This window comes from Sphingomonas sp. 179-A 2A2 NHS (assembly GCF_045371305.1).
Lineage (GTDB): Bacteria > Pseudomonadota > Alphaproteobacteria > Sphingomonadales > Sphingomonadaceae > Sphingomonas.
The window spans coordinates 114,082-139,302 of the sequence record NZ_JBIQDE010000004.1 but is presented as its reverse complement, the minus strand read 5'-3'; the positions used below and the strand labels follow the sequence as shown (position 1 = coordinate 139,302).

The following is a 25,221-nucleotide window of genomic DNA, read 5'->3' as shown; positions in this document are numbered from 1 at the left end:
CCGCGACGCTTTCTTGCTACGCGTTCCAAAAATCGATGCGAGGAGAGCGGGCATGAACGATCAACGGCCGGTTGCTGCATGAGCGGGGCGTCTGGCGCACGACTTACCGAGGTCGCAGAGCGGCACCGCTTCGACGAGGCGAAGCTCGCCGCCTGGCTGGATCGCAATGTCGACGGGTTCGGCAATGGAATGCAGGTCCGCCAGTTCGTCGGCGGCGCCTCCAACCCCACGTTCATGCTTTCCACCGACGCCGGCGATTACGTCCTGCGCAAGAAGCCTCCAGGCCAGTTGCTGGCGAGTGCCCACCAGGTGGACCGCGAGTACCGCGTGATGGAGGCGCTGCGCGACACCGATGTTCCCGTGCCGAACATGCGCGCGCTGTGCGAAGATCCCGAGATCATTGGCACCGCCTTCTACGTCATGGATTATCTGGAAGGCCGCATCTTCCGCGATGCTTCCCTCCCCGATCTGTCGCCGGCCGAGCGGGCGGAGGTATATGACCAGCTCAACAAAACGCTGGCCGCGCTTCACTCCGTCGATCACCGCGCCGTCGGCCTGGAAGACTACGGCCGCCCGACCGGCTATTTCGAGCGCCAGGTCGCCCGGTGGACCAAGCAATATCGTGGCGCGGAGACGCAGCCGATCCCGGCGATGGAGGCGCTGATCGCAGAGCTCCCCGGCCGTATTCCGAGGGACGAGGCGGTCGGCATCGCACATGGCGACTATCGGCTGGAGAACGTCATGTTCCATCCCACCGAGCCGCGCCTCATCGCGGTGCTCGATTGGGAGCTGTCGACCATCGGGCACCCGCTGGCCGATCTCGGTTATAATTGCTTCATGTGGCACTCGACGTCGCCCAGCTGGGGCACGTTGGAAGGGGTGGATTTCACCACCAGCGGGATCCCGACCGAGACAGAGTATGTCGCCGCTTACAGTCGGCGCACGAGACGCGGCGCGATTGAGGACTGGAACTTCTATCTCGCTTTCGCCGTGTTCCGCCTCGCCTCGATCAGCCAGGGCGTCTACGCTCGTGCCCTCGCTGGGGTGACGCCGAATGCTGGCGAGGCGATCAACGGCACCCCGATGCTCGCCGAACAGGCGCTCTCCATCTTGCGACGCGGATAAGATCATGAGCAATGCGATCACGCCCTTCACCCTTGCCGTGCCGCAGGCCGATCTCGATGACCTGCAGCAGCGGCTTTCCCGCACCCGTTGGCCGGAGCGCGAAACCGTCGATGGCTGGCAGCAAGGCGTCCCGCTTGATGCAGCGCGCGCGCTCGTCGATCATTGGCAGCATCGATATGACTGGCGTCGGTGCGAAACCGCGCTGAACGCCATCGGTCAGTTCACCACCGAAATCGATGGATTGCAGCTTCACTTCCTCCACCGGCGCTCGCCTGAGCCCAATGCCCTGCCGATCGTCATCACCCATGGCTGGCCGGGCTCGGTGATTGAATTTTTGAAGGTCATTGGTCCGCTCACGGATCCGGTCGCGCATGGTGGTCGCGCGGAGGACGCCTTCCATGTGGTCTGTCCATCGCTCCCCGGTTACAGCTTCTCGCAGCGTCCTTCCGAAGGCTGGCCCGTGCCTCGCGTCGCCAAGGCATGGATCGCGCTGATGAAGCGGCTGGGCTATGATCGCTTCGTCGCGCAAGGCGGTGACTGGGGTTCGGCCGTCACCACCGCAATCGGCGCGACGGCTGATCCATCGGTGGCTGGCATTCACCTCAACATGGTGGTGGCGAGACCGACCGCGGAGGACATGGCGACCCTGACCGATCGCGAAAAGACGGCGCTCGAAAGCCTTCAGAACTACATGAAGGACGGCAACGGCTATTCACAGCAGCAGGCCACCCGCCCGCAGACCCTCGGCTACGGGCTGGTGGACTCGCCCGTCGGCCAGGCCATGTGGATCTACGAGAAGTTCCGCGAGTGGACCGATTGCGGCGGCGTGCCCGAAAACGCCCTCACCCGTGACGAGATGCTCGATGATATCATGCTCTATTGGCTGACGGGCACCGGCGCATCTTCCGGGCGGCTCTACTGGGAAAGCTTCGGCAGCTTCTCGAGCGAGACGGTGAATGTCCCGACCGGGTGCAGCATTTTCCCAAAGGAGATCTTCCGGGCCTCGCGCCGCTGGGCGGAACGGCAATTCCCCAACATCATCCACTGGAACGAGCTCGACCGCGGCGGCCACTTCGCCGCTTTCGAGCAGCCGGAACTGTTCGTCGACGAAGTGCGCGCCGCGTTCCGGACGCTCCGCTGACCGGCCCGTCCATCCTGCCCGACTAGTACGGGCAGGATGGACGATCTCCTCAACCCAAGGCCTTCTTCAACAGCTCGTTGACCACGCCCGGGTTCGCCTTGCCGCCCATTGCCTTCATCGTCTGGCCGACGAAGAAGCCGAACAGCGCCACCTTGCCGCCGCGATACTGTTCCAGCTGGTTCGGGTTCTTCGCCAGCACCTCGGCGATCACCGCCTCGATCGCGCCCGTATCGCTGGTCTGCTTCAGCCCGCGCTCCTCGACGATCTTGCCGGGCGCGTCGCCCGTCTCCAGCATCACCTCGAACACCTGCTTCGCGAGGCTGCCGGAGAGGGTGCCATCGGCCACCAGCGCCAGCAGCTCGGCTGCCTGGCCTGGCGTCACCGGCGATTCCGTGATATCCTTCCCCATGCGGTTGAGCGCACCGAACAGTTCACCCGTCACCCAGTTCGATGCCGCCACCGGCGCAGCGCCGGCCTCCAGCAGCGCGTCGAACCAGCGCGCGGTCTCCACCTCGGCGGTCAGCACCCCGGCATTGTACGGGGTGATACCGGCAGCCTCGTAACGCTTGCGCTTGGCATCCGGCAGTTCCGGCAATGAGGCGCGGCATTCCTCCAGGAAGGCGTCGTCCAGTTCCAGCGGCAGCAGGTCGGGATCCGGGAAATAGCGATAGTCGTGCGCATCCTCCTTGGAACGCATCGATCGCGTCGTGCCCGTGTCCGGGTTGAACAGGCGCGTCTCCTGCACGATCCGCCCGCCGCTCTCCAGCACGTCGACCTGGCGGTTCGCCTCATGCTCGATCGCCGCCATCACGAAGCGCACCGAGTTGACGTTCTTCGTCTCGGTCCGTGTACCGAACTCCTCGCCCGGCCGGCGCACGCTGACATTCACGTCAGCGCGCATGGAGCCTTCCTCCATGTTGCCGTCGCAGCTGCCGACATAACGCAGGATCGCGCGAAGCTTGCGCAGATACGCGCCCGCTTCCGCCGGCGAGCGCATGTCCGGCCGGCTGACGATCTCCATCAGCGCCACGCCCGAGCGGTTCAGATCGACATAGGAGCGCGTCGGATGCTGATCGTGCATCAGCTTGCCGGCGTCCTGCTCGACATGGATTCGCTCCACGCCGATCGTCTTGACGGTATCGCCGTCCTCAATCTCGACCGCGCCTTCGCCAACCAGCGGGTGATAGAGCTGCGAGATCTGATAGCCCTGCGGCAGATCGGCGTAGAAGTAGTTCTTGCGGTCGAAGCGTGACCATTTGTTGATCTTCGCGTCGATCGCCATGCCGGTGCGCACCGCCTGGCGGATGCACTCGCGGTTCGGCACGGGCAGCATGCCGGGCATCGCCGCGTCGACCAAGCTCACCTGGGTGTTCGGCTCCGCGCCGAATGCGGTCGCGGCGCCGGAAAAAAGCTTCGCGTTCGACGTGACCTGGGCATGGACTTCGAGGCCGATCACGACCTCCCAATCGCCGGTGGCGCCCTTGATACGGAACGGTGCGGTTGCGTCAGCCATTGGCCTGATCCCCGAATTCAAACATCATTACCACCAGGCCTGCGGACGGGCGGTGAAGCCGGCGCGCTCCTCGATCGCCAGCGCCGCGTTCAGCACGCCTTGCTCGTCCAGCGCCCTGCCGATCACCTGCAGCCCCAGCGGCAGCCCGTTCTTGTCGAGGCCGCCCGGCACGCTCATCGCCGGCAGGCCGGCGAGGCTCGACGGCACGGTAAACACGTCGTTGAGGTACATTGCCAGCGGATCGGCGCTCTTCTCGCCCAGCGCGAACGCCGCCGACGGCGCCGTCGGCGTCAGCAGCACGTCGCAGCTCTCCCACGCGCGCTCGAAATCGCGTGCGATCAGCGTCCGCACCTTCGATGCCTGGGTGAAATAGGCGTCGTAGAAGCCGGCCGACAGCACATAAGTGCCGATCAGGATGCGACGCTTCACTTCCTCGCCGAAGCCAGCAGCGCGCGTCGCGGCATACATCGCCTGGAGGTTGGCACCATCCGGCAGGTCGCGCTGGCCGTACCGCACGCCATCATAGCGCGCGAGGTTCGAAGACGCCTCCGCCGGTGCGATGATGTAATAGGCCGGCAGGGCATATTTGGTGTGCGGCAGCGACACTTCCACGACTTCGGCACCGGCATCCTTCACCCACTCGATGCCCCTCTGCCACAGGGCCTCGATCTCCTCGGGCATGTTGTCGACGCGATATTCCTTGGGAATGCCGACGCGCTTGCCCTTAAGGCTCGCATCAAGCTGCTGCTCCCACTGCGGTACGGGCAGGTCCAGCGAGGTTCCGTCCTTGGGATCAAAGCCGCTCATTGCCTCCAGCATGATCGCGCAGTCACGCACGTCACGCGCCATCGGCCCCGCCTGGTCGAGGCTGGACGCAAAAGCGACGACGCCCCAACGCGAGCAGCGGCCGTAGGTCGGCTTGATCCCCGAGATACCGGTGAATGCCGCCGGCTGGCGGATCGAACCGCCCGTGTCGGTGCCGGTCGCGCCCGGGCACAGCCGCGCGGCAACCGCGGCCGAGCTGCCACCCGAGGATCCGCCCGGCGCCAGCGCGGCATTACCGCCATCATTGCGCCGCCACGGCGAGATGACGTTGCCGAACGCGCTGGTCTCATTCGACGAGCCCATCGCGAACTGGTCCATGTTGAGCTTGCCGAGCATCCCGGCGCCAGCGTCCCACAGGCGCTGCGACACGGTCGACTCATACTGCGGCGTAAAGCCTTCCAGGATGTGGCTCGCGGCCGTCGACGGGACACCCTTGGTGCAGAACAGGTCCTTCATCCCGATCGGGACGCCGGCCAGCGGCTTCAGCGTCTCGCCCGAGGCGCGCGCGGTATCGGCGGCGGCGGCTGCGGCAAGCGCATGCTCCGGCGTCTCGACGAGAAAGGCATTCAGCTCCTTCGCGGCGCTGACCGCGCTGGTGAAAGCCTCCGCCACTTCGCGCGCGGAGAAGCTCCCGTCGCGCACGCCGTCGCGGATCTGGCGAATGCCAAGGTCGGTAAGATCAGTCATGGTCGAAACTCGAACAAAGAGTGCAGGCCGTCGCAGGCGCGATAGGGGCGGACCAAGCGGTCACTCGATCACCTTGGGCACAGTGAAGAAGCCGTGCTCGGCCTGCGGCGCGTTAGCGAGCACCGCGTCGCGGATCCCGCCGCCAGTCAGCGGATCGGCGTTCACCACGTCGTCGCGCAGACGCAGCTTGTTCGGGATCACTGCCGTCATCGGCTCGACCCCGCTGGTGTCGACTTCGCCCAGTTGCTCGATCCAACCCAGGATGTTGTTGAGCTCGGGCACGAGCCGCTCGGCATGGGCATCGTCGATCGCGATGCGCGCAAGGCTGGCGACCTTCTTCACGGTGGCGGTATCTACGGACATGTCGGCGCGCTACCATTGCTGCGCTGCGCAAGGCAATGGCGCACTGTTGCGCGAGAGGCCCGGCTGGGGCAGGCGCCGGGGCCATGGCCCGCAAGTTCCTTTACGTCATTGCCTTCCTCATCGCGCTCGTCCTCGCCGGCGCCGTCGTGTATCGAATCTGGGGCAACGATCTGATCCGCTGGACCTTCGTTCCCGACCGCCCATTCGAGCCGCAGAAGAAGGTCGCGGAGAATGCCTATGATAGGCCCGGCATGTGGCTCGCCCGCCCTGGCCGTGCAGGCAACCCCGCCCTCTGGGTACCGGAAGGATACAAGCCCCGTGCTGCGCCGGGGGGCGCGGCGATCTTCTTCATCCACCCGACGTCTTATATCAGCGATGATCACTGGAACGCGCCGCTCGACAATCAGGAGGCCAATGATCGCGCGGCCCTCTTCCTGCGCGGCCAGGCTAGCGCCTTCAACCAAGCGGGCGAGATCTGGGCGCCGCGTTACCGCCAAGCGACCTTCGGCTCGTTCCTGACCGATGCGGCCGACGCGCAGCGCGCCCTGAACCTCGCTTATGGAGACATCCAGGCGGCCTTCGCGGCGTTCCTCCGTCAGATCGGCCCCGATCGGCCGATCATCCTAGCGGGCCATAGCCAGGGTGCGCTTCATCTATCGCACTTGTTGAAGGACAAGGTCTCCGGCACCCCGCTCGCCCGCCGCGTGATCGCCGCCTATGTCGTCGGGTGGCCCGTCAGCCGCAGCAACGATCTTGCCGCCATGGGCCTCCCTGAATGTACCCGCGCCGATCAGCGGGGCTGCATTCTTTCGTGGTCGACGTTCGGAGAGCCGGCCGATCCCTCACTGGTCATCGACACCTATGACAAGACAATCGGCTTCGATGGCAAGCCACGCCGCGGAAGCAAACTCGTCTGTACGAACCCGCTGACCGGCACGGCGGATGCTGCAGCCCCTGCCAGCGCCAACGTCGGCACGCTGTTCCCGGCCCAAGACCTTGGCAGCGCCCGCATCGAGGCAGGCCGCGTCCCCGCGCGCTGCGCCGATCGCGGCTTCCTCTTGATCGGCGACGGGCCGGACGTGGGGCCTTACGTGCTCCCCGGCAAGAACTATCACGTCTACGACTACAGCCTGTTCTGGGCGAATGTGCGCGCCGACGTCGCACGCCGGCTGGCGGCACGATGATCACCCCCACCGTCGCCGACTTTCGCGACGCTCTGCCGAGCGGCGGGCGCCTGATCGGGCTCGATCTCGGCACCAAGACGATCGGCACCGCGCTGTGCGATGCGGGCTGGACCTTCGCCAGCCCTGCCCCGCTCATCAAGCGGCGCAAGTTCACGCAGGACAAGGCCGCGCTTGCCGATCTGATCGCGGCGCAACAGGTCGCCGGCATCGTCCTTGGCCTTCCGCTCAATCTCGACGGCAGCGAAAGCCCACGCAGCCAATCGACTCGCGCCTTTGCCCGCAACATCGCCGATCTCGGGCCGATCCTTCTGTGGGACGAGCGCTGGTCCACCGTCGCGGTGGAGCGCGTGATGATCGAGCAGGACATGAGCCGCGCAAAGCGGGCAGAGCGGATCGACAGCCTCGCTGCCGCCCACATCCTGCAGGCAGCGATCGATGCGCTGACGCAGGCCTGAGCAGATGGCGATGATCGGGCAGCTTCGCTTGCCTCGCCAGCCTTGCGGCTTTATCGCGCCCGCTCGATGCCAACATCGGACCACCGCCCCGCGTCGCTGATCTCCGGCGGCGCCGTTTTCCCGCACCGGCACCTCACCGGTATCGAGGGTCTGGAGCCGCACGAGATCACCTTCCTGCTTGATGAAGCGGAAGGCTGGATCACCGCCAATCGCGATCGCGCCGCCCCAGACAAGCGGCTCGCCGGTCTCACGCAGATCAACGCCTTTTTCGAAAATTCGACCCGCACGTTGCTCAGCTTCGAGATCGCCGGAAAGCGACTGGGTGCTGACGTCGTGAACATGCACGCGGCGCAGTCCAGCGTGAAGAAGGGCGAAACGCTGATCGACACGGCAATGACGCTCAATGCCATGCGTGCCGACGTCCTCGTCATCCGCCACATGTCGTCGGGCGCGGTTCGGCTCATCGCCGACAAGGTGGATTGCCCCGTCCTCAACGCCGGTGACGGTCGGCATGAGCATCCGACACAGGCGCTGCTGGACGCGCTGACGATCCGCCGGCGGCGGGGAACGATCCACAACCAGCGAGTCGTCATTTGCGGCGACGTGCTGCACAGCCGCGTGGCACGGTCGAACATCCTCGCCCTTACTGCCCTTGCGGCCGAGGTGCGCGTCTGCGCCCCGACCACGCTGATGCCGGCCGCGATCGAGCGCATGGGCGTGACGCCGTTCACCGATTTCGACGCGGCGCTGGAGGGGGCGGACGTGGTGATGATGCTCCGGCTCCAGACCGAGCGCATGACCGGTGGTTACATTCCGTCGATGCGCGAGTATCGCCTGCGCTATGGTCTCACGCTGGAGCGGCTCGCCCGCGCGAAGCCCGACGCCCTGGTCATGCACCCCGGGCCAATGAACCGCGGAGTCGAGATCGATTCGAACGTCGCAGACCATGATCGCTCCGCCATTACCGAACAGGTCGAGATGGGCGTGGCGGTCCGCATGGCGTGTCTGGACGTGCTGACGCGAAGAGCGCGCGGCGTGGAGGGTTGGGCATGAGCGCGGCACTGCTTTTCAGGGACGCGCGCATCGTGTGCCCGCTGACTGGCGAACGTCGCGGGGACCTCTTCGTTGCCGACGGCCGGATCGTTGATCCCGCTGACGACGCGGCTGAAAAGGCCACCGTGATCGACTGCCGCGGCAAGCTGCTGATGCCGGCGATCGTCGATCTTGGGGTTGCAACCATCGATCGCGCCGCGTTTCGTGCGGGCGGGATCGTCCGCGTCGGGCTGATGCCGGATCAGTCGCCGGTGCTCGACGAGCCCGGCATCGTCCAGCGATCCGCGCTGATCGGCCGGCCGGATCTGTGGATCCACCCGATCGCGGCCGCCACACGCGGCCTCGCTGGCACCGACCTTGCCGAAATGGCGATCTGCGCCTCGGCGGGCGCACGCGCCGTGGGCACCGGTCGGCGCTGGATCGGGGATTCGGGCGTGATGGCACGGGTCCTCGCTTATGCGCATGATCTTGGTCTCACGGTCATCAGCCATGCCGAGGACGCCGGCATTGTCGGCGAAGCGGTCGCAACCGAAGGGGAGACCGCGACCCGCCTTGGCTTGCCGGCCGCTCCGGCGCTCGCCGAGCCGCTGGCGATCGCCCGCGATCTGATGCTCGCCGAAGCAGCCGACGCGCGCCTTCACGTGCGACAAGTGACCACCGCCGCCGGCTTCGATCTCATCCGTGCCGCCAAGCGGCGCGGCGTCCAAGTCACCTGCGGCATCACGCCGGCCCATCTGCTGCTGGCGGACAACGCGATGAGCGACTTTCGCACCTTCGCGCACCTGTCGCCGCCGCTGCGCTCCCAGGAGGATCGCGAAGCAGCGCTTGCGGCGCTCGCCGACGGCACGATCGACGTCCTCTGTTCCGGCCACGATCCGCGCGGGCCGGAGGAAAAGCGCCTGCCGTTCGCGGATGCCAGCGTCGGCGCGGCAGGTGCAGCCACGCTGCTGCCGCTCGCACTTGGGTTGGTGCGTGACGAACGCGTGACCATCGATCGCCTCGTCGCGCTTCTGTCGCGTAACCCGGCGAGCGTCCTTGGCCTCGACGTGGGCGCACTGACACCCGGTGCCGAGGCGGACCTCATGCTGGTCGATCCGGACGCGCCGTGGCAGATCGATTCTGACACGCTGCCCGGCCAAGCGGGCAACACGCCGTTCGATGGCCTTCCCGTGCAGGGCCGTGTTCTCCGGCTCTTCAAAGGCGGCCGGGAACTTCAATAGCCATCTGGCACGAAAAGGGCGTCACCCGCTTGGACGGAGTGACGCCCTTCTCGTTCAGCCGATGCAGCCCACAGGCTGCGCTTAGCGCGAAGCCACCTGCACCCCTGCCGGCTTCACCCACTGCGCAACCTGATCACCCGCACCGGTGCGAACGAAACACGCGCCGCCCTTGGCGCGATAACCGCGGCAAAGCGCGTCGGCGTCGGCCTTGGCAAAGCCGCCAACCGACAGGCGGTAGAACGACTTGAACGCCATGCCGGTTGGCGTCTGCTGCTCGAACGCCGGATAGCGGCGCTGTGCGCGGCCCCAGGCGTCCTTCGCCACGGCCGCATTGTCATACGCACCGAGCTGGACGAACCACTTGCCCTTGTTCGGCTGCGCAACCGGCTTCGGCTCAGCGGACGCCGTCGCCAGCTGCGTCTTGACCGTGCGGGGCGCCGCAAACGTCGCTGGCGTACGTGTCGGCAGCGCCTGCACCACCTCCCGCCGCTCGGCGAAGACGATCCTAGCCGCGCCTGACGATGGTGGGGCTTCCACGGCGGCCACTGCTTCCGGTGCTGCCACCGGCTCGCTTGTCGCCACCGGCGCCTCGACCGGCTCTGCTGCCGCCATCGCCGCTACCGGCACGGCTGCGTTCAGCGCCAGCGCCACGGGGCGGCCGGGATCCTTCACCGGCATGACTCCAAGCAGGGCGGCCACCTGGTCAGCCGCGCCAACCGGCTTGGCGAACGCCGCCCATTGCACCATCCGGGCATCCGCGTCCGTCGGCGCCAGATCGATGCCCACGACTTCGCGCGCTTCGACCCAGCGTCCCGCCAGCGCCAGTGCCAGCGCCAGGTTCTGCCGCGTCTTCGCATCGGCGTCGGGCGATCGCGCGGCAGCGGTGAGCAGTTCGACGCCGGTCGCCGGATCACCCGCCAGCGCCACCGCCAAGCCGCGGTCACCTGCAGGAACGACGCTCGCGTGCGCCTCCAGCGTCTGGCGCGCTTCGTCCCACTGCCCCTCCGCGATCATCGCCAAGGCCAGGTTAAGCGCCGCCTTGCCGTTACCGGGTGTCAGCTGAAGCAGATCGGCGTAGGCGGCGTGGGCCGAGGTGAAGCGGCCCGCCTTGAGATAAGCGCCCGCCAGCAGCGAACGATAGTCGGTATTCTGCGGCATCAGCGCCACTGCGGCTTCCGCGAACCCGATTGCCTTTTTCGCATCGCCCTTTGCGAGCGCCTTGTTCGCCTTCTCGGCGTTCTTCGCCGCGGTCTTTGCTGCCGCCGAGGCATCACGGCTGCTCGCCGTCGCGATGCCGCCCTGCGAGCAAGCGACCATCGTTCCACCAAGCATCAGGGCCGAAAGGCTGAGACCGGCAATCGCGCGCATGTTCATGATCAATCCTCGAACGAACGAAGTGTCTGGCGGGACGCCGTCGGCACGATCGCCGCTGCGCCCCGCGAGGTGGTCGGAAGATCCGGGAAGGAACGCGGCAGCATCCGCCCGACAGCCACGTTCGCCGGATCGGAGTTGCCCGATCCGCCTTGCCGCGCTGTTCGTAGCGAACCGCCCATCAACCTCGCCGAACTCCCGCCCTGTTCATGATCAGGCATGGCACGGGGTTAGATAAGGAATGGTAAAGCGGGCAATTTGAGACGGTCGAAGCAGTTAACGGCCTGATTACCGTACTGGCTCAAACCGCGCTTCTCGGGCATGAAGCCGATGCGGCTTCGTCAGGGATAACCTGCGGTTGATTGGGGTGGTGGGATGAACAAGGCGTATTGGGGATTGTTCGGCGGCATCGTTGCGATCGCGGCGCCCGCCGCGGCTGACGTGAAGCAGGGCGTGGATGCCTGGTCGCGCGGTGATTACAAGGCGGCGGTCGACATCTGGCGCCCGCTCGCTGTCGCGGGCGATGCCGATGCGCAGTTCAACCTGGGACAGGCGTACAAGCTTGGACGAGGCGTCCCCATCGACATGCCAATTGCGACCGAATGGTACCGGAAAGCCGCCATTCAGAACCACGCGCAGGCCATCGATAACTATGGTTTGATCCTTTTTCAGGAAGGGAAGAAGGCCGAAGCGCTCCCCTGGCTCGAAAAATCCGTCGCGCGCGGCGAGAAGCGCACGCAGCTCGTTCTCGGCACGATGCTGTTCAACGGGGATGGGGTCCCCAAGGATTGGGTCCGTGCCTACGCCTTGGTGACGCGTTCCTCGCAGCAGAGTCTGCCCCAAGCCTCGCAGACGCTGGCGCAGATGGATCAATATATCCCCGCCCCGCAGCGACAGCAGGGCCTCGCCCTTGCCCGCAAGTACGAGGCGGATGCCCGCTCGCTCGCCATGGCCGCGCCGCCCGCACCCCTCCCCGGCCGGACGGCACCGGTACCTGCAACCGCCCCGGCCACGACGCCCGCCCGCCCGGGCGCGGTTGCGGCCGCACCTTCTGCGAAGCCGACCCCGGCGCCCGCCATCGCACAGCGCCCCGCCGCAGCGACAAGGCCGGCAGCCACGTCTGCGCCCGGCACCTCAGGCGGCGCATGGCGCATCCAGCTCGGCGCCTTCCGGGACGAGAGCAATGCGCGCGGCCTATGGGCGAAGGTCGGCAGCCGCACCGGCGGCAGCCCCAGCTATGTGAAGGCAGGCGCCGTCACCCGCCTCCAGGCGACCGGCTTTTCCTCCAAGGCAGCGGCGCAGGCAGCGTGCACCAAGGCGGGCGTTGCCTGCGTCGTCGTGGCGCCGTGACCGGCGCCCGCTGATCAGAAAATGCCGCCGCCCAGCATCAGCCGCAGGGCAAAGATCACGATCAGCACGATGTTGAGATTGCGACCGCCGTCAGTGCTCGAAAGCGCGCCCACGGCAGCGCCTACGATCCCGATCGGGATCACCAGCCAGTTGAGCCAGCCCAGTAGCGGCATGAACGCGACAAGGCCCAGGGCCAGGGTAACAAGACCGATCAAAATCGAAACAAGGTTCAGCATTCTCTCCACATGACGCCACCCGACGTGTATTGCAAGAATGATACACCATTAGTGCCCGTACCGTTCTTTAACGCCTGCCGTGCCAAGCTGCCCTTCCGATAGGATCACGCGGGGATGACGATGAAACGCCTGATTGGCCATGGGGCGGCGCTGGCGCTGGCGCTGATTGCAGCCGGGTGCGGCAAAACGCCGACTGAAGAGGCCGCACTTGCCGACCTCGACAACACGCTGGCACAGGCGAACGCCGCCTCAAGTGCCGCCGATCCCGCGCTACAGAGCACGCTCAAGGACCAGATCATGGTCGATCCGGCGCTCGTCCAGCAGGCGAACGCCGATACGGTGCGTCCACCGGCGCAGCCGGTATCGGGTGCAGTCCCGCCAGATGGCATCGCTGACGCCGCAAGAAAGGAAGAGACCGACACCGTCCGCCCTGCCCCGCCCGCTTCGGGTGACTGCAAGCAGTGCGCCGCTGCCCGCCGCGCGCTGACCCTGGGGGCGCTCGCGTCAAGCCAGGGCGCCTCGCCACGCTGCGCCAACAACGTTGCCTACTCGAACGACTGGGCCAACCGCCTGCCCGCCGGCGTGCCGCTCTATCCAGACGCGCGTGTTACCGAGGCTGCCGGGGCAGACGGCGAGGGCTGCGCGCTGCGCGTCGTGAGCTTCACGTCGGCGGCACCGATGCAGCGGCTGCTCGACTGGTATTTCACCCGCACCACGGACGCAGGATATCGCGCCGGCCATCAGGCCGAGGGCAAGGAACATGTCCTTGCCGGCACGAAGCGCGGCGCAGCTTTCATGGTGATCATGAATCCCGGCAAGAATGGCGGTACGCAAGTGGACTTGATGGCCGACGGCAGCTGATCGTCCCTTCCGCCCCGCGGCCGTTCCCTCTAGGGAGACGCGGATGAATTCCTTGTTTCTCGTGATGGCCGGCGGCGCGGTCGGCGCCGGACTGCGCCATCTGGTCGGGCGCGCAGCGCTTGTTGCGCTTGGTCCGGCATGGCCCTGGGGCACGCTGATGGTGAATATCGTCGGCGGGCTCGTCATGGGTGTCCTCGCCGGCTCGCTGTCACGCGTTAGCGATGGCGAGGCTTGGCGCCTGCTGCTCGGCGTTGGCGTACTCGGCGGCTTCACGACCTTCTCCGCCTTCTCGCTCGACGCGGTGCTGATGATCCAGCGCGGCGAGATCGCCGCCATGCTGGCCTACGTCATCCTCTCCGTATTTGGTGCGATTGGCGCATTGGCGCTTGGCCTGGGTCTGACGAGGGGCTTTGCATGAGCGACACCGTCCGCCAGTTCACCGTCGCGCCGGATGACGATGGCATCCGCGTTGATCGCTGGTGCAAGCGCCATCTGCCCGACACGAGCTTCACCACCGTCGCCAAATGGGCGCGCACGGGGCAGCTGCGGCTCGACGGCGCACGCGTCGGTCCAGGCGACCGGGTCGTCGCGGGTCAGACGTTGCGATTGCCGCCAGAGGAAGCGCCACGCGCCGATGCGCGGCCAAAGCGCGTGCGTCCCCCGCTCAGCGAGGATGAGGTGGCGTTCGCGCGCGAACTGGTCATCCACCAGGATCCCGCTGCCTTCGTGCTGAACAAGCCGCCCGGGCTCGCGACGCAGGGCGGCACCAAGACGACCCAGCATGTCGACGGGCTGCTCGACGCGCTCCAGTTCGAGTCCGAAGGGCGGCCGAAGCTCGTTCACCGGCTCGACAAGGATACGTCAGGCGCGCTGCTGGTCGCCCGCACCAGCCGTGCCGCCGCCTTCTTTGCCAAGGCATTCTCCGGGCGATCCGCAAAGAAGGTCTATTGGGCGCTGGTCGTCGGCGTGCCCTCGATCGACGACGGCGTGGTCGATCTGCCGATCGCCAAGCAGCCGGGCACTGGCGGCGAGAAGATGCACGTCGACGAGGAGAATGGCGCTCCGTCGCGCAGCCGCTACCGCGTGATCGAACGCGCCGGCAACCGCGCGGCCTGGGTGGAGCTACAGCCCTTCACCGGGCGCACCCATCAGCTGCGCGTCCATATGGCGGCCATCGGACACCCGATTGTGGGTGACGGAAAATATGGCGGCCCCGCTGCATTCCTGACGGGCGGGATCAGCCGCAAGCTGCATCTCCACGCCCGGCGCATCCGGGTCGATCATCCGGACGGCGGCGCAATTGACGTGACGGCATCGCTGCCGACGCATTTCCGCGATAGTCTCTCTGGTCTGGGCTTCCAAGAGTCGCTCGGGGATCATTTACCGGACGGCAGCCGCCCGGCGCCGACGCGAGAGGACCGCAAAGCGAAAGCCCGCGCCCACGCAAAGCAGGTCCGCAAGGCCCGGCGCGGCGAACGCCGCGGTCGCGGCGCCAAGGAATGAGCCATCACCCGCGGCGCTAGCTGCGGGTGATCGACATTCGACAGCTATGAATGCCCGCTGGCCACGCCAGCCAGGCATCAGATCGTCAACGGCAGCAGTGGCATGCCGATCGAATCGCCGATTGCGTGGCACATCAGCACCACCGATGCGCCGGCGGTGATCCCGCAGAGCACATAGCCGACATATTGCATCACCGGCGGGTTGGGACGACGGAGCTTTGCGTTGCGCGAGGCGCCCGAAAAAACAAAGCTCATCAGCAAACCGTAAACAAACACCGCCGCGCCGACCATCGCCGTCCCGTTCCTCATCACCGCTGGTTCGAGGCTGCCCCCCCGGGCCCGCTCTCGCTACATGTGGAATTAAACCATAATGTCCGTTTGTAACCAAGAGGTTGCCAGGCGACTGGTCGGATTTTCGCGCCCGCTTGTCGCGGCTGGAAAGCCGCAGGCGGATCGGCCATAGCAGCGCAGATGACAACCGACCCTGCCCGATCACGCTGGCTCGTGCTGGTGCTCGTCCGCCTGGTAACGGCGATGGCTGCCGTCCTCGGCGTGCTGCTGCTCGCGCGTGGCGAGGAGCTGGGACGCAAGTTGCTTGGCGGCGGGATCGTGATCGCGGCATTGTGGACGATGGCGATCGTGCCGCGCGCGCTCGCCCGCCGCTGGCGGAGCCCCCGGCCGTGAAGCGGTTCTGGAAGTCGGTAAGCGTCGATTCTGACAACGTGGTTCGGCTCGATGAACGGCCCGTCCGCACGCCGGGACGGAGCCCACTCGCCCTGCCAACCGGTGCGCTCGCCCAGGCCATCGCCTCGGAGTGGGACGCAGTCGAAGAGACGATCGATCCGCGCGCGATGCCGCTCACCGGCCTCGCAAACGCGGCCATCGATCGTGTGGCACCTGATCCCGCCGCCTTTGCTGCCGGCCTTGCCGCTTATGCGAAAAGTGACTTGCTCTACTACCGCGCTGACTCGCCTGCGGAACTGATCGCGCGGGAAGCAGCAGCATGGAATCCGCTGCTCGATTGGGCGCGCGATCGCTACGATGTTCATTTCGAGTTGGTGAGCGGCGTCATGCATCGTCCGCAGCCCGCCGCGACCATCGCGCGCCTTTCGGAAGCTGTGGCGAGCCGCCCGCCCTTCCGGCTGGTCGCGCTTCAGCCCCTCGTCACGATCAGCGGCACCTTGGTGGGCACGCTTGCGCTCGCTGAGGGCGCAATCGATGTCGAGGCACTCTGGAACGCCGCCCTGGTGGACGAGATGTGGCAGGTCGACCAATGGGGCGAAGATGTGCTCGCCGCGGAAGCGCGCGATGCACGGCATCGTGACTTTGCCGCCGCGGCGCGATTTCTCGCATTGGTATCCTGATTCCGCGCCGCGCTCGAGCGGGCGCGAGGATCAGCCGCTCTTCAGCAGGCTGCGAATAAATCCAATGATCCCCGTCTGCCGCGATCGCTTGAGCCGTTCCGCGGCCAGGATCGTGCGGACATGCTCGAAACATTGTTCGAGATCGTCGTTCACCAGCACATAGTCATAGCCGTCCCAGTGGCTGACCTCGTTGGCGGCGCGCGCCATCCGCGCATCGATCACGTCCTGGCTATCCGTCGCGCGCTTCTCCAGTCGATCGCGCAGGATCGCCATGGACGGCGGCAGGATGAACACGCGCACCACGTCTCCGCCGGCCAGTTGATGAAGCTGCTGCGCGCCCTGCCAGTCGATGTCGAACAGGATGTCCTGCCCCTCGCTTAGCGTATGGAACACATCCGCCTTCGGCGTGCCGTAGCGATTGTCGAACACGTGCGCCCACTCCAGGAACTCGTGGTCCGACACCATCTCTCGAAACTTCTCGAGCGAGACGAAGTGATAATCCTTGCCGTCCACCTCCCCGGGCCGCGGCGCGCGGGTCGTATAGGATACCGACATCGACAGTTCTGGCTCCGCCGCCAGCAGCTTGCGGGCGATGGTGGATTTTCCAGCGCCCGACGGGGAGGAAAGCACGAAGAGTACCCCACGGCGACGCATGCCATGGGGATCGGACTGGTTGGAGGCGGCCATGCGCGCTAGTGCCGCGGCGATGGGGCTAGCGTCAAGGCAGGTCGCGGCAGCTGATCATCGGGTTGGCAACCCTGACCCTCTATGTGATGGGGCGATCGCCGATTTGCCCGTGCGGCACGATCAGGCTGTGGCACGGCCTGGTTCAATCGGACGAGAACAGCCAGCAGATCGCCGACTGGTATTCACTCAGCCACATCGTCCACGGCCTGATCTTCTACTCGCTCGGCTGGCTGCTGCTCCGTCGCCAGCCCATCGGCACGCGCTTCCTGCTGGCCCTGATCATCGAAGCTGGCTGGGAAGTGCTGGAAAACTCGCCCCTCATCATCGACCGGTACCGCGCGGTGACGATGACCTTCGGCTACTCCGGCGATAGTATCCTGAATTCGGTCAGCGACATGGCGATGATGGCGCTCGGCTTCTGGCTGGCGGCGTGGCTACCCCGCTGGGGCGGGGTCGCGCTGGCCATCCTGCTCGAACTCATTGCGCTGGCTGCGATCCGGGACAATCTGACGCTCAACTTGCTGATGCTGATCGCCCCGAGCGACGCCGTCAGGGCTTGGCAGCAGACCGGCCAGCCGTGACCCGGGAAGCCTTGCGGCGATCGTACATCTTCTTGGCGACATAACCGCCGCCCAGCAGCAGCCCGAAGGGGCCGGTGCGAGTGACGGCACGCGCAGCCAGCGCTCCCATTGCCGCGCCCTTCAGCCCGCCACGGCCGTCCCGCCGATCGAGTTCACTGCCCACAAGCGCGCCGATGATGGTGCGGATCATATAGCTCCCTTCCCTGCTTCCGACGTTCAACAATGATGCCGGTGCTCAGGTTCCAAGCATCGCTTCGGGGCGCACCACCCGGTCGAAGGTCTCCTCGTCGACAAGCTCCAGCGCCAACCCCGCTTCGCGCAGCGTCAGCCCCTCGGCATGAGCATGCTTGGCGATCCTGGCCGCCTGATCATAACCGATCTCCGGCGCCAGCGCGGTCACCAGCATCAGCGACCGATCCAGCAATTCGGCGATCCGCCGCTCGTCCGCCTCGAGACCCTCTATGCAACGCTCCGCAAAGCTCTCCATCCCGACGGCCAGCAGATCGATCGATCGAAGCACTGCGGCACCAATCATCGGCTTGAACACGTTGAGCTCGAGATGCCCCTGCATACCGCCTACGGTGATGGCAGCGTGATTGCCGATCACCTGCGCCGCTACCATCGTCAGCATCTCGACCTGCGTCGGGTTCACCTTGCCCGGCATGATCGAACTGCCCGGTTCGTTCGCGGGCAGGACAAGCTCGCCGATGCCGCAACGCGGCCCTGATCCCAGAAGCCTGATATCGTTCGCTATCTTCGTCAGTGCCACGGCCAGCGTGTTGAGCCGTCCCGAGAAGTCCACCAGCGTATCGTTGCTTGCGAGTGCCTCGAATTTGTTCGGCGCTGTCTCGAACGCAAATCCGGTGAGTTCAGACAGTTCCACCGCAACGTCCCTGTCGAAGCCCGGTGGCGCATTCAGTCCGGTTCCTACAGCCGTGCCGCCTTGCGCCAACTGTGAAAGGCCCTGTTCGATCGCCGGAATCAGGCGCGTGCGGGCCAGCCGCAACTGCCTGTGGTAGCCGGAGAATTCATCCCCCAGCGTCAGCGGCGTCGCGTCCTGCAGGTGGGTGCGGCCGATCTTCACGATCCGCTGCCACGCCTCCGCCTTCTCGAGAAGCGCACGTTCCAGCCGCTCCAGCGCCGGGAGCAACCGCTGAGTCGCGCCCAATGCCGCGGCAACGTGGAGCGCGGTAGGAAACGAATCGTTGGAGGATTGCCCCCGATTGACGTCGTCGTTGGGGTGGACCGGGCTTTTGCCGCCACGCGTGCCGGTCAGGATCTCGTTGGCACGGCCAGCGATCACCTCATTGACGTTCATGTTGCTCTGCGTGCCGCTGCCCGTCTGCCAGATGACGAGCGGGAACTGGTCGTCGAGGTTGCCCGCGACGATTTCCGCGGCTGCCTCCTCGATCGCCTTTTCCTTCTCAGGCTCCAGGCCATGGCGGCGGTTCACTCGGGCGGCGGCCTGCTTCACCAGCGCCAGCGCATGGACGATGGCGATCGGCATCCGCTCGGTCGAGGGAAACGGGAAATTCTCGATCGAGCGCTGCGTCTGCGCGCCCCAATAGGCATCGGCCGGCACCTCGATGGGGCCAAGCGAATCGGTTTCGGTGCGTGTGTTCATGATCTCGTCGTTCCCGCGGAAGCCTGATCCTCAAGCTCCCGGCGGGCACTTCGGTTGCACGATGGCACCCGCATCCGACGAGCCAGGTTATTTCTTGCGCTTGAAGTCCACCGCGACGACGTTCGAGCCGTCCTCGGCCGGCACCGGAGGGCCATCGTTCTCGGCCGGATCATGCGGGCCTGGGCCGTCGCCAGGGCCTTCCTGGGCCTGGAAGCGCAGCTCGAAATTGACCGACGGATCGTGGAAGCCCGTGATCGCGGAATAGGGGATGACGAGCTTCGAGGGCACCTGATTGAAGCTCAGGCCGACGGAGAAGCGTGTATCGTCCACCGTCAGATCCCAGTACCGGTTCTGCAGGACGATCGTCATCTCGTCCGGGAAGCGCTCGATCAGCCGCTTCGGGATGTCCACGCCAGCGGCCTGAGTCTTGAAGGTGATGTAGAAATGATGGTCGCCGGGCAGCCCGCCGCCCTCGGCGACCGAGCCGAGCACGCGACCGACGACGGCGCGAAGCGCCTCCTGCACGATCTCGTCGTACGGAATCAGGCTATCGGGAGAATGATCGTCCATTGCCGCCATGGGTAACGGACCACCGCGTACGGTCAAGATTGCATGACGTGGCTGCTCCGCTATGTGCGCGCCCATGCGCACCGCCACGATCCGTCGCGACACCAACGAGACCCGAATCGCGGTCACCGTCAACCTTGACGGTACCGGCATCTACCGGATTTCGACCGGAGTCGGCTTCTTCGATCACATGTTGGAGCAGCTTTCGCGACACTCGCTGATCGATCTCGACGTCGAAACGAAGGGCGATCTGCACATTGATCAGCACCACACGGTGGAAGATACCGGCATCGCGATCGGCGAAGCGCTGGCCAAGGCGCTCGGCGACAAGCGCGGTATCCGCCGCTACGGCGACGCGCTGTCACCGATGGACGAGACGCTGACCCGCGTCGCGCTCGATATCTCCGGTCGTCCGTGGCTCGTCTGGAAGACGGAGTTCAGCCAGAAGAAGCTCGGCGAGATGGACACCGAACTCTTCAAACACTGGTTTCACAGCTTCGCGCAAGCTGCTGGAATCACACTACATGTCGAGACGCTGCACGGCGAGAACAATCATCACATCGCAGAAAGCGCGTTCAAGGGCCTGGCCCGCGCTCTGCGCAAGGCGATCGAGATCGATCCGCGAAAAGCGGACGCCATCCCCTCCACCAAGGGCGTGTTGTGACGCTGGCGCTGGTCGACATCCAGTCGGGCAACCTCCACTCGGTCGAGAATGCACTGCGGGCTGCGGGAGCGGATAACGTCACGATCACCGCCGATCCCGAGGAGATCCTGCGTGCCGACCGCATCGTTCTGCCCGGTGTCGGCGCGTTCGGCGCGTGCGCAGCGAACCTTCGTGCGATCGACGGCCTGGAAGCGGCGCTGCGGGAGCGGGTGCTTGAGACGGGCACCCCATTCCTCGGCGTTTGCGTCGGCATGCAACTCCTCGCAGATCGTGGTGAAGAGCTCGGCCAACATACTGGACTTGGGTGGATTTCAGGTGCGGTGCGCCGGCTCGATCCGGCCGGTACTGACGCCAAGGTTCCACACATGGGCTGGAACGACGTCGTGCCGGTCAGCGACCATCCACTGATCGCGCCGGGCGAGGCCTATTTCCTGCACAGCTATGCCTTCGAGGGCGATGACGTGATCGCCCGCACGGATCACGCGGGGCCGGTCATCGCGGCGATCGGGCGCGACAATATCGTCGGCGTGCAGTTCCATCCCGAGAAGAGCCAGCGCTACGGCCTGGCACTGCTCGCCCGTTTTCTGGAGTGGCGGCCGTGAGCCTTATCGTCTTCCCTGCGATCGACCTCAAGGCAGGACAGGTCGTGCGGCTCGCCGAGGGGGATATGGACCGCGCGACCGTCTATGGCGACGATCCGGCGGCGCAGGCGCTGCTGTTCGCCGAGGCAGGTGCCGGGCATCTCCACGTCGTCGATCTGGACGGGGCGTTTGCTGGCGAGAGCCGCAATGGCGACGCCGTACGCTCGATCGTGGCGTGCTTTCCCGGTCATGTTCAGCTCGGCGGTGGTATCCGAACGGCACAAAGTGTGGAAAGATGGTTCGATCTTGGTGTCGCACGGGTGGTGATTGGTACCGCTGCGCTCGAGAATCCGCAGTTCGTTCGCGACATGGCCGCCGCTTTTCCAGGCGGGATCGTGGTTGCGGTGGACGCACGTGACGGGATGGTCGCGACCAAGGGCTGGGCTGACGTGTCGACCACCAGCGCGGTCGACCTGGCGCGGCAGTTCGAGGATGCTGGCGTCGCGGCGCTGCTGTTCACCGATGTCGGGCGCGACGGGCTGCTGAAGGGCTGCAACGTCGAGGCAACGGTGGATCTGGCGCGGTCGGTGTCGATCCCGGTGATCGCTAGCGGCGGCGTCAAGGGGATCGGCGACATCCATGTGCTTGCCCTGCATACGCGCGACGGCGTCGAAGGGGTGATCACCGGCCGGGCATTGTACGACGGGCGGCTCGACCTTGCCGCAGCGCTGAGCGTGGCGGCGGCGGCATGACGGTCCGCGCGCGCGTGATCCCCTGCCTCGACGTCGCCAATGGGCGCGTCGTGAAGGGGGTGAACTTCGTCGACCTGATCGACGCAGGTGACCCGGTGGAGCAGGCGCGCGCCTATGATGCGGCGGGCGCGGACGAATTGTGCTTCCTCGACATCACCGCGAGCCACGAAGGACGGGACACGATCCTGGACGTGGTGCGACGCACCGCGGCGGTGTGCTTCATGCCGCTGACCGTCGGCGGCGGCGTGCGCACGGCGGATGACGCGCGCGCGCTTCTGCTGGCAGGGGCGGACAAGGTGGCGGTCAATTCCGCTGCCGTATCCCGGCCGGAAGTGGTGGCCGACATCGCGGAGCGATTCGGCAGCCAGTGCTGCGTTGCCAGTGTCGATGCGCGGCGCAGCGGAGATGGCTGGGAAGTGTTCACCCATGGCGGGCGGCGCGCCACCGGCATCGACGCGGTGGAGCATGCGCTGCGCCTGGCAGAGCTGGGCGCGGGCGAGATCCTGCTGACGTCGATGGATCGCGACGGCACCCGCGACGGCTATGACCTCGACCTGATCCGCGCCGTGTCGGACCGGACGAGCGTTCCCGTCGTGGCATCAGGCGGCGTCGGCAACCTCGATCACCTCGTCGCGGGGGTGACGCAGGGCCACGCATCCGCCGTGCTCGCCGCCTCGATCTTCCATTTCGGCGAAGCGACCATCGCCGACGCGCACGCCGCGCTGGCTGCTGCCGGCGTTCCCGTCCGCTCGCATTGACGGCTCGATAACCGTGGCGGCCTATGGATCACGCACCATGTGGCTGATCGCGATCCTGTTCCTTGCCGCGCCGGCGGTGGCCGACGGCGGGCGTTCTGCTGTCTCCACGCCGCGCACCGGACCGGAACTGTCCGACGTCGCCCTGTTCGCGGTCGCGGCCGTTGCAGTGTGGTTGGCGCGACGTGCGCTGCGCAAGCGCGCGCGCAAAGGTTGACCTGACCGCCGCCGCGCGGCACCGGCTGATGCATGGCCGAAGACATGCTGGACCGCCTCGAAGCCACGATCCGCGCGCGCAAGGATGCGCCCGCGGTCCGCTCCTATACCGCGAGCCTGTTCTTCCGCGGGCGGCACAAGATCGCCCAGAAGCTGGGCGAGGAAGCGGTGGAAACGGTGATCGCCGCCTGTTCGGGAGACGACAGCGCGATCGTGCCCGAGGCGGCCGACCTGATCTTCCACCTTCTCGTGCTGCTGGCGGATGCCGGACTGAGCCTCAACGACGTGCGCCAGGAACTGGCGCGGCGCGAAGGCCAGTCGGGCCATGACGAGAAGGCCGGCCGCCCCCTCTCCTTCCGACCTGAGTGAGGCCGATCATGCCCGTCGACGCAACTCGCCCCTATGACGACCAGAACATCTTCGCCCGCATCCTGCGCGGCGAGATCCCGGCGAAGAAGGTATATGAGGACGATCACGCGCTGGCGTTCCATGACATCGCGCCATGGGCGCCGACCCACCTGCTGGTGATCCCCAAGGGACCGTACGTAAGCTGGGACGATTTCTCCGCCCGGGCGAGTGATGCCGAGATCGCCGGCTTCGTTCGCGCCGTCGGACTCGTCGCGCGTGAGGCCGGGCTGGTCGAGCCGGGCTACCGCCTGCTCGCCAACGCCGGGTCGCACAGCCACCAGGAAGTGCCGCACCTCCACGTCCATATCCTGGCGGGCCGCCCGCTGGGCCCGATGCTGGCGCAGAACGACAGCGCCAAGTGAATGAATCTTCGGCCGATCCCCCCGCTCGCGCGGTGAGGGATTGCGCGAGGCTCATCTCCCGCTAATTCTGGCCCCTTCACGAAAGCGCGGCCGGCAGAGGGCCGCACCTCCTGGGGGAAGGGCCGCATGATCTTTGGCCGAGTAAAGCCACTCGACGCCATCTTGGCAACTGCCGAGAAGAAGTCGCTTCATCGTACACTGGGCTGGTTCCAGCTAACCTTATTCGGCATCGGCTGCGTCATCGGAACAGGCATATTCGTGCTGACATCCGCCGGCGCCCAGAAGGCGGGACCGGGCCTGATGCTGGCCTTCGCCATCGCCGGACTGATCTGCATCGTGGCGGCACTTTGCTACGCCGAGATTGCAGCGATGATCCCGGTCGCGGGATCAGCCTACACCTACAGCTACGCCACCATGGGGGAGGTGATCGGCTGGACGGTCGGATGGGCCCTCATCCTTGAATATGCGGTAGCGGCGAGCGCGGTATCGGTCGGCTGGTCAGGTTATTTCACCGGCACCATCCTCAACGAATTCCTCGGCATACACTTACCCCCCTGGTTATCCGGTGCACCGCTGGCACTGGGCGGTGTCGAAGGCGGCTTCATCAACCTTCCGGCCGTTTTCATCGCGCTTCTGATCACCTGGCTGCTGATGATCGGCACCACCGAAAGCGCCCGCGTCAATGCCGTTCTGGTCGCCATCAAGGTGACCGCGCTGACCGCCTTCATCGCCCTGACGCTGCCGTCGGACGCCTTTGACACCGACCGTTTCAACCCGTTCCTGCCGGCCGGCGTCTTCGGCGGCTTTGGCACCGGCGTCGGCGCGGTAGGCGCAGCAGCGACGATCTTCTTTGCTTATGTGGGCTTTGACGCGGTCTCGACCGCGGCCGAGGAGACCAAGAACCCGCAGCGCAACGTGCCGATCGGCCTCGTCGCCTCGCTGCTGTTCTGCACCGTCTTCTACATCCTGGTGGCTGCGGGCGCGATCGGCACCGTGGGCGGCCAGCCGATCATGGGGCCGAACGGCGTTCCCTTCCCGGCCGGCTCGGAAGAACTGGCGCGCCAGTGCGCGACCTATGCCGCCGATCAGCTGCCGCTGGTCTGCTCGAACGAAGCGCTGGCACACGTCCTTCGCCAGATCGGCTGGTCGGGCGTCGGCAACATGCTTGGCATTGCGGCATTCCTCGCGCTGCCTTCGGTGATCCTGATCCTGATGTTCGGCCAGACGCGCATCTTCTTCGTGATGAGCCGTGACGGCCTGCTGCCGGACAAGCTCTCCACCGTACACCCGAAGTGGAAGACGCCGTACATCGTGACTGCCATCACCGGCGGCGCGGTGGCCTTCGCGGCAGCGTTCCTGCCGGTCGGCAAGCTGGCTGATATCGCCAACGCCGGGACGCTCTACGCCTTCATGATGGTGGCGATCGCGGTGATGATCCTGCGTCGCCGGGAGCCGAACCGGAAGCGTGATTTCCGCACGCCGGCGCTGTGGCTGATCGGGCCGATGACCATCGCGGGCTGTATCTTCCTGTTCTTCAACCTGCCGCTGGATGCGATGCTGGTGCTGCCGATCTGGGGCATCATCGGCCTCGTGATCTATTATGCCTATGGCTATCGCGCGTCGCACCTCGGCCGCGGACTCGTCGAAGTTCATGAGGACGAGGCGGTGACCGAACTCGATCCGCCGGTGCCCGGCGTTCGCTGAGGCGAGGTTCAGGCGAGTTCAGGAAGGCCCGGGAGCGATGCTCCCGGGCCTTCTTGCATGTGCTTGGCGG

At 66.2% G+C, this 25,221-nt stretch carries 31 protein-coding genes; 21 read left to right on the top strand and 10 right to left on the bottom strand.

The window, feature by feature from the left end; genetic code table 11:
- Positions 1 to 78: 78 nt before the first annotated feature.
- Positions 79 to 1,125, top strand: a complete 1,047-nt coding sequence (locus ACH0AE_RS10055) for a phosphotransferase family protein (RefSeq protein ID WP_294441650.1) — start codon at positions 79 to 81, stop codon at positions 1,123 to 1,125.
- Positions 1,126 to 1,129: 4 nt separating this feature from the next.
- The gene (locus ACH0AE_RS10050; protein WP_294441651.1) at positions 1,130 to 2,266 is read left to right on the top strand and encodes an epoxide hydrolase family protein; all 1,137 of its coding nucleotides are present in this window, start codon (positions 1,130 to 1,132) and stop codon (positions 2,264 to 2,266) included.
- A 49-nt stretch (positions 2,267 to 2,315) separates the two neighbouring features.
- On the opposite strand, the gene gatB is transcribed toward ACH0AE_RS10050, so the two are convergent.
- From gatB to gatC, 3 genes are read right to left on the bottom strand one after another with little or no spacing between them, the layout of a single operon-like run.
- A complete protein-coding gene (gene gatB, locus ACH0AE_RS10045; protein WP_294441652.1) occupies positions 2,316 to 3,779 on the bottom strand; it encodes an Asp-tRNA(Asn)/Glu-tRNA(Gln) amidotransferase subunit GatB in 1,464 nt (487 codons plus the stop codon).
- Positions 3,780 to 3,806: 27 nt separating this feature from the next.
- The gene (gene gatA, locus ACH0AE_RS10040) at positions 3,807 to 5,291 is read right to left on the bottom strand and encodes an Asp-tRNA(Asn)/Glu-tRNA(Gln) amidotransferase subunit GatA (RefSeq protein WP_294441653.1); all 1,485 of its coding nucleotides are present in this window, start codon (positions 5,289 to 5,291) and stop codon (positions 3,807 to 3,809) included.
- Positions 5,292 to 5,351: 60 nt separating this feature from the next.
- Positions 5,352 to 5,654 (bottom strand): Asp-tRNA(Asn)/Glu-tRNA(Gln) amidotransferase subunit GatC, encoded by a 303-nt coding sequence (gatC, locus tag ACH0AE_RS10035; protein WP_294441654.1) that lies wholly within the window; start codon positions 5,652 to 5,654, stop codon positions 5,352 to 5,354.
- A gap of 83 nt (positions 5,655 to 5,737) precedes the next feature.
- Between gatC and ACH0AE_RS10030 the strand changes: the two genes are divergently transcribed.
- The 4 genes from ACH0AE_RS10030 to ACH0AE_RS10015 all read left to right on the top strand — a co-directional run bounded on the left by ACH0AE_RS10030 (position 5,738) and on the right by ACH0AE_RS10015 (position 9,566).
- The gene (locus ACH0AE_RS10030; protein ID WP_294441655.1) at positions 5,738 to 6,838 is read left to right on the top strand and encodes a DUF3089 domain-containing protein; all 1,101 of its coding nucleotides are present in this window, start codon (positions 5,738 to 5,740) and stop codon (positions 6,836 to 6,838) included.
- Positions 6,835 to 7,293: a Holliday junction resolvase RuvX gene (ruvX, locus tag ACH0AE_RS10025; protein ID WP_294441656.1), complete on the top strand. Its 459-nt coding sequence runs from the start codon at positions 6,835 to 6,837 to the stop codon at positions 7,291 to 7,293. The genes ACH0AE_RS10030 and ruvX overlap by 4 nt, the downstream gene beginning before the upstream one ends.
- Positions 7,294 to 7,359: 66 nt before the next feature.
- The gene (locus ACH0AE_RS10020; RefSeq protein ID WP_294441657.1) at positions 7,360 to 8,346 is read left to right on the top strand and encodes an aspartate carbamoyltransferase catalytic subunit; all 987 of its coding nucleotides are present in this window, start codon (positions 7,360 to 7,362) and stop codon (positions 8,344 to 8,346) included.
- Entirely contained in the window at positions 8,343 to 9,566 is a 1,224-nt protein-coding gene (locus ACH0AE_RS10015) for a dihydroorotase family protein (protein ID WP_294441658.1), read from the top strand. Before ACH0AE_RS10020 ends, ACH0AE_RS10015 begins: the two co-directional genes overlap by 4 nt.
- A gap of 81 nt (positions 9,567 to 9,647) precedes the next feature.
- Here the strand turns inward: ACH0AE_RS10015 and ACH0AE_RS10010 are convergent, their stop codons facing one another.
- The gene (locus tag ACH0AE_RS10010) at positions 9,648 to 10,940 is read right to left on the bottom strand and encodes a tetratricopeptide repeat protein (protein WP_406875715.1); all 1,293 of its coding nucleotides are present in this window, start codon (positions 10,938 to 10,940) and stop codon (positions 9,648 to 9,650) included.
- 372 nt (positions 10,941 to 11,312) lie between these two features.
- Between ACH0AE_RS10010 and ACH0AE_RS10005 the strand changes: the two genes are divergently transcribed.
- On the top strand, positions 11,313 to 12,287 hold the full coding sequence (locus ACH0AE_RS10005; RefSeq protein ID WP_294441660.1) for an SPOR domain-containing protein: 975 nt from the start codon (positions 11,313 to 11,315) through the stop codon (positions 12,285 to 12,287).
- A gap of 14 nt (positions 12,288 to 12,301) precedes the next feature.
- Here ACH0AE_RS10005 and ACH0AE_RS10000 read toward each other — a convergent pair whose 3' ends face one another.
- On the bottom strand, positions 12,302 to 12,523 hold the full coding sequence (locus tag ACH0AE_RS10000; protein ID WP_294441661.1) for a hypothetical protein: 222 nt from the start codon (positions 12,521 to 12,523) through the stop codon (positions 12,302 to 12,304).
- 120 nt (positions 12,524 to 12,643) lie between these two features.
- Between ACH0AE_RS10000 and ACH0AE_RS09995 the strand changes: the two genes are divergently transcribed.
- The 3 genes from ACH0AE_RS09995 to ACH0AE_RS09985 are packed head-to-tail and all read left to right on the top strand — an operon-like array spanning position 12,644 to position 14,887.
- On the top strand, positions 12,644 to 13,384 hold the full coding sequence (locus ACH0AE_RS09995; protein ID WP_294441662.1) for a hypothetical protein: 741 nt from the start codon (positions 12,644 to 12,646) through the stop codon (positions 13,382 to 13,384).
- Positions 13,385 to 13,427: 43 nt separating this feature from the next.
- On the top strand, positions 13,428 to 13,802 hold the full coding sequence (gene crcB, locus ACH0AE_RS09990; protein ID WP_294441663.1) for a fluoride efflux transporter CrcB: 375 nt from the start codon (positions 13,428 to 13,430) through the stop codon (positions 13,800 to 13,802).
- The gene (locus ACH0AE_RS09985) at positions 13,799 to 14,887 is read left to right on the top strand and encodes an RluA family pseudouridine synthase (RefSeq protein ID WP_294441664.1); all 1,089 of its coding nucleotides are present in this window, start codon (positions 13,799 to 13,801) and stop codon (positions 14,885 to 14,887) included. Before crcB ends, ACH0AE_RS09985 begins: the two co-directional genes overlap by 4 nt.
- A 77-nt stretch (positions 14,888 to 14,964) precedes the next feature.
- Here ACH0AE_RS09985 and ACH0AE_RS09980 read toward each other — a convergent pair whose 3' ends face one another.
- Positions 14,965 to 15,177: a hypothetical protein gene (locus tag ACH0AE_RS09980; protein WP_294441665.1), complete on the bottom strand. Its 213-nt coding sequence runs from the start codon at positions 15,175 to 15,177 to the stop codon at positions 14,965 to 14,967.
- Positions 15,178 to 15,357: 180 nt separating this feature from the next.
- Here ACH0AE_RS09980 and ACH0AE_RS09975 point away from each other — a divergent pair, with 180 nt between their 5' ends.
- Both ACH0AE_RS09975 and ACH0AE_RS09970 read left to right on the top strand, forming a co-directional pair.
- Positions 15,358 to 15,570 (top strand): hypothetical protein, encoded by a 213-nt coding sequence (locus tag ACH0AE_RS09975; protein WP_294441666.1) that lies wholly within the window; start codon positions 15,358 to 15,360, stop codon positions 15,568 to 15,570.
- Positions 15,567 to 16,250 carry an ATP12 family chaperone protein gene (locus ACH0AE_RS09970; RefSeq protein WP_294441667.1) on the top strand — a complete coding sequence of 228 codons (684 nt, stop codon included), beginning with the start codon at positions 15,567 to 15,569 and terminating at the stop codon, positions 16,248 to 16,250. The genes ACH0AE_RS09975 and ACH0AE_RS09970 overlap by 4 nt, the downstream gene beginning before the upstream one ends.
- A gap of 30 nt (positions 16,251 to 16,280) precedes the next feature.
- Here the strand turns inward: ACH0AE_RS09970 and gmk are convergent, their stop codons facing one another.
- Positions 16,281 to 16,937 carry a guanylate kinase gene (gene gmk / locus ACH0AE_RS09965; protein WP_294441668.1) on the bottom strand — a complete coding sequence of 219 codons (657 nt, stop codon included), beginning with the start codon at positions 16,935 to 16,937 and terminating at the stop codon, positions 16,281 to 16,283.
- 86 nt (positions 16,938 to 17,023) lie between these two features.
- Here gmk and ACH0AE_RS09960 point away from each other — a divergent pair, with 86 nt between their 5' ends.
- Positions 17,024 to 17,518 carry a DUF2585 family protein gene (locus tag ACH0AE_RS09960; RefSeq protein WP_294441748.1) on the top strand — a complete coding sequence of 165 codons (495 nt, stop codon included), beginning with the start codon at positions 17,024 to 17,026 and terminating at the stop codon, positions 17,516 to 17,518.
- On the opposite strand, the gene ACH0AE_RS09955 is transcribed toward ACH0AE_RS09960, so the two are convergent.
- The 3 genes from ACH0AE_RS09955 to ACH0AE_RS09945 form a co-directional block, all read right to left on the bottom strand.
- Positions 17,487 to 17,708 (bottom strand): hypothetical protein, encoded by a 222-nt coding sequence (locus tag ACH0AE_RS09955; protein ID WP_294441669.1) that lies wholly within the window; start codon positions 17,706 to 17,708, stop codon positions 17,487 to 17,489. The genes ACH0AE_RS09960 and ACH0AE_RS09955 overlap by 32 nt on opposite strands.
- A 45-nt stretch (positions 17,709 to 17,753) precedes the next feature.
- Positions 17,754 to 19,145: a class II fumarate hydratase gene (fumC, locus tag ACH0AE_RS09950; RefSeq protein ID WP_294441749.1), complete on the bottom strand. Its 1,392-nt coding sequence runs from the start codon at positions 19,143 to 19,145 to the stop codon at positions 17,754 to 17,756.
- An 84-nt stretch (positions 19,146 to 19,229) separates the two neighbouring features.
- A complete protein-coding gene (locus ACH0AE_RS09945) occupies positions 19,230 to 19,712 on the bottom strand; it encodes an SspB family protein (protein ID WP_294441670.1) in 483 nt (160 codons plus the stop codon).
- A 73-nt stretch (positions 19,713 to 19,785) separates the two neighbouring features.
- On the opposite strand from ACH0AE_RS09945, the gene hisB reads away from it, so the two are divergent.
- From hisB to ACH0AE_RS09905, 8 genes are all read left to right on the top strand, one after another.
- Complete coding sequence (gene hisB / locus ACH0AE_RS09940; RefSeq protein WP_294441671.1) at positions 19,786 to 20,373, top strand: imidazoleglycerol-phosphate dehydratase HisB; 588 nt, start codon at positions 19,786 to 19,788, stop codon at positions 20,371 to 20,373.
- Positions 20,370 to 20,975: an imidazole glycerol phosphate synthase subunit HisH gene (gene hisH / locus ACH0AE_RS09935; protein WP_294441672.1), complete on the top strand. Its 606-nt coding sequence runs from the start codon at positions 20,370 to 20,372 to the stop codon at positions 20,973 to 20,975. The genes hisB and hisH overlap by 4 nt, the downstream gene beginning before the upstream one ends.
- Positions 20,972 to 21,706 carry a 1-(5-phosphoribosyl)-5-[(5-phosphoribosylamino)methylideneamino]imidazole-4-carboxamide isomerase gene (hisA, locus tag ACH0AE_RS09930; protein ID WP_294441673.1) on the top strand — a complete coding sequence of 245 codons (735 nt, stop codon included), beginning with the start codon at positions 20,972 to 20,974 and terminating at the stop codon, positions 21,704 to 21,706. Before hisH ends, hisA begins: the two co-directional genes overlap by 4 nt.
- Positions 21,703 to 22,464, top strand: a complete 762-nt coding sequence (gene hisF, locus ACH0AE_RS09925; protein WP_294441674.1) for an imidazole glycerol phosphate synthase subunit HisF — start codon at positions 21,703 to 21,705, stop codon at positions 22,462 to 22,464. The genes hisA and hisF overlap by 4 nt, the downstream gene beginning before the upstream one ends.
- 37 nt (positions 22,465 to 22,501) lie before the next feature.
- Entirely contained in the window at positions 22,502 to 22,678 is a 177-nt protein-coding gene (locus tag ACH0AE_RS09920) for a hypothetical protein (protein ID WP_294441675.1), read from the top strand.
- Positions 22,679 to 22,710: 32 nt separating this feature from the next.
- Entirely contained in the window at positions 22,711 to 23,046 is a 336-nt protein-coding gene (locus ACH0AE_RS09915; protein ID WP_294441676.1) for a phosphoribosyl-ATP diphosphatase, read from the top strand.
- 8 nt (positions 23,047 to 23,054) lie between these two features.
- Complete coding sequence (locus ACH0AE_RS09910; RefSeq protein ID WP_294441677.1) at positions 23,055 to 23,447, top strand: histidine triad nucleotide-binding protein; 393 nt, start codon at positions 23,055 to 23,057, stop codon at positions 23,445 to 23,447.
- A 126-nt stretch (positions 23,448 to 23,573) separates the two neighbouring features.
- The gene (locus ACH0AE_RS09905; RefSeq protein WP_294441678.1) at positions 23,574 to 25,151 is read left to right on the top strand and encodes an amino acid permease; all 1,578 of its coding nucleotides are present in this window, start codon (positions 23,574 to 23,576) and stop codon (positions 25,149 to 25,151) included.
- Positions 25,152 to 25,221: the final 70 nt, after the last annotated feature.

Bases quoted from the DNA above. Each gene is read 5' to 3' on its own strand.
- ACH0AE_RS10055 (WP_294441650.1), top strand. From the start codon at position 79: ATGAGCGGGGCGTCTGGCGCACGACTTACCGAGGTCGCAGAGCGGCAC.
- ACH0AE_RS10050 (WP_294441651.1), top strand. From the start codon at position 1,130: ATGAGCAATGCGATCACGCCCTTCACCCTTGCCGTGCCGCAGGCCGAT.
- gatB (WP_294441652.1), bottom strand. From the start codon at position 3,779: ATGGCTGACGCAACCGCACCGTTCCGTATCAAGGGCGCCACCGGCGAT.
- gatA (WP_294441653.1), bottom strand. From the start codon at position 5,291: ATGACTGATCTTACCGACCTTGGCATTCGCCAGATCCGCGACGGCGTG.
- gatC (WP_294441654.1), bottom strand. From the start codon at position 5,654: ATGTCCGTAGATACCGCCACCGTGAAGAAGGTCGCCAGCCTTGCGCGC.
- ACH0AE_RS10030 (WP_294441655.1), top strand. From the start codon at position 5,738: ATGGCCCGCAAGTTCCTTTACGTCATTGCCTTCCTCATCGCGCTCGTC.
- ruvX (WP_294441656.1), top strand. From the start codon at position 6,835: ATGATCACCCCCACCGTCGCCGACTTTCGCGACGCTCTGCCGAGCGGC.
- ACH0AE_RS10020 (WP_294441657.1), top strand. From the start codon at position 7,360: ATGCCAACATCGGACCACCGCCCCGCGTCGCTGATCTCCGGCGGCGCC.
- ACH0AE_RS10015 (WP_294441658.1), top strand. From the start codon at position 8,343: ATGAGCGCGGCACTGCTTTTCAGGGACGCGCGCATCGTGTGCCCGCTG.
- ACH0AE_RS10010 (WP_406875715.1), bottom strand. From the start codon at position 10,940: ATGAACATGCGCGCGATTGCCGGTCTCAGCCTTTCGGCCCTGATGCTT.
- ACH0AE_RS10005 (WP_294441660.1), top strand. From the start codon at position 11,313: ATGAACAAGGCGTATTGGGGATTGTTCGGCGGCATCGTTGCGATCGCG.
- ACH0AE_RS10000 (WP_294441661.1), bottom strand. From the start codon at position 12,523: ATGCTGAACCTTGTTTCGATTTTGATCGGTCTTGTTACCCTGGCCCTG.
- ACH0AE_RS09995 (WP_294441662.1), top strand. From the start codon at position 12,644: ATGAAACGCCTGATTGGCCATGGGGCGGCGCTGGCGCTGGCGCTGATT.
- crcB (WP_294441663.1), top strand. From the start codon at position 13,428: ATGAATTCCTTGTTTCTCGTGATGGCCGGCGGCGCGGTCGGCGCCGGA.
- ACH0AE_RS09985 (WP_294441664.1), top strand. From the start codon at position 13,799: ATGAGCGACACCGTCCGCCAGTTCACCGTCGCGCCGGATGACGATGGC.
- ACH0AE_RS09980 (WP_294441665.1), bottom strand. From the start codon at position 15,177: ATGGTCGGCGCGGCGGTGTTTGTTTACGGTTTGCTGATGAGCTTTGTT.
- ACH0AE_RS09975 (WP_294441666.1), top strand. From the start codon at position 15,358: ATGACAACCGACCCTGCCCGATCACGCTGGCTCGTGCTGGTGCTCGTC.
- gmk (WP_294441668.1), bottom strand. From the start codon at position 16,937: ATGGCCGCCTCCAACCAGTCCGATCCCCATGGCATGCGTCGCCGTGGG.
- ACH0AE_RS09960 (WP_294441748.1), top strand. From the start codon at position 17,024: ATGGGGCGATCGCCGATTTGCCCGTGCGGCACGATCAGGCTGTGGCAC.
- ACH0AE_RS09955 (WP_294441669.1), bottom strand. From the start codon at position 17,708: ATGATCCGCACCATCATCGGCGCGCTTGTGGGCAGTGAACTCGATCGG.
- ACH0AE_RS09945 (WP_294441670.1), bottom strand. From the start codon at position 19,712: ATGGACGATCATTCTCCCGATAGCCTGATTCCGTACGACGAGATCGTG.
- hisB (WP_294441671.1), top strand. From the start codon at position 19,786: ATGCGCACCGCCACGATCCGTCGCGACACCAACGAGACCCGAATCGCG.
- hisF (WP_294441674.1), top strand. From the start codon at position 21,703: ATGACGGTCCGCGCGCGCGTGATCCCCTGCCTCGACGTCGCCAATGGG.
- ACH0AE_RS09920 (WP_294441675.1), top strand. From the start codon at position 22,502: ATGTGGCTGATCGCGATCCTGTTCCTTGCCGCGCCGGCGGTGGCCGAC.
- ACH0AE_RS09915 (WP_294441676.1), top strand. From the start codon at position 22,711: ATGGCCGAAGACATGCTGGACCGCCTCGAAGCCACGATCCGCGCGCGC.
- ACH0AE_RS09910 (WP_294441677.1), top strand. From the start codon at position 23,055: ATGCCCGTCGACGCAACTCGCCCCTATGACGACCAGAACATCTTCGCC.
- ACH0AE_RS09905 (WP_294441678.1), top strand. From the start codon at position 23,574: ATGATCTTTGGCCGAGTAAAGCCACTCGACGCCATCTTGGCAACTGCC.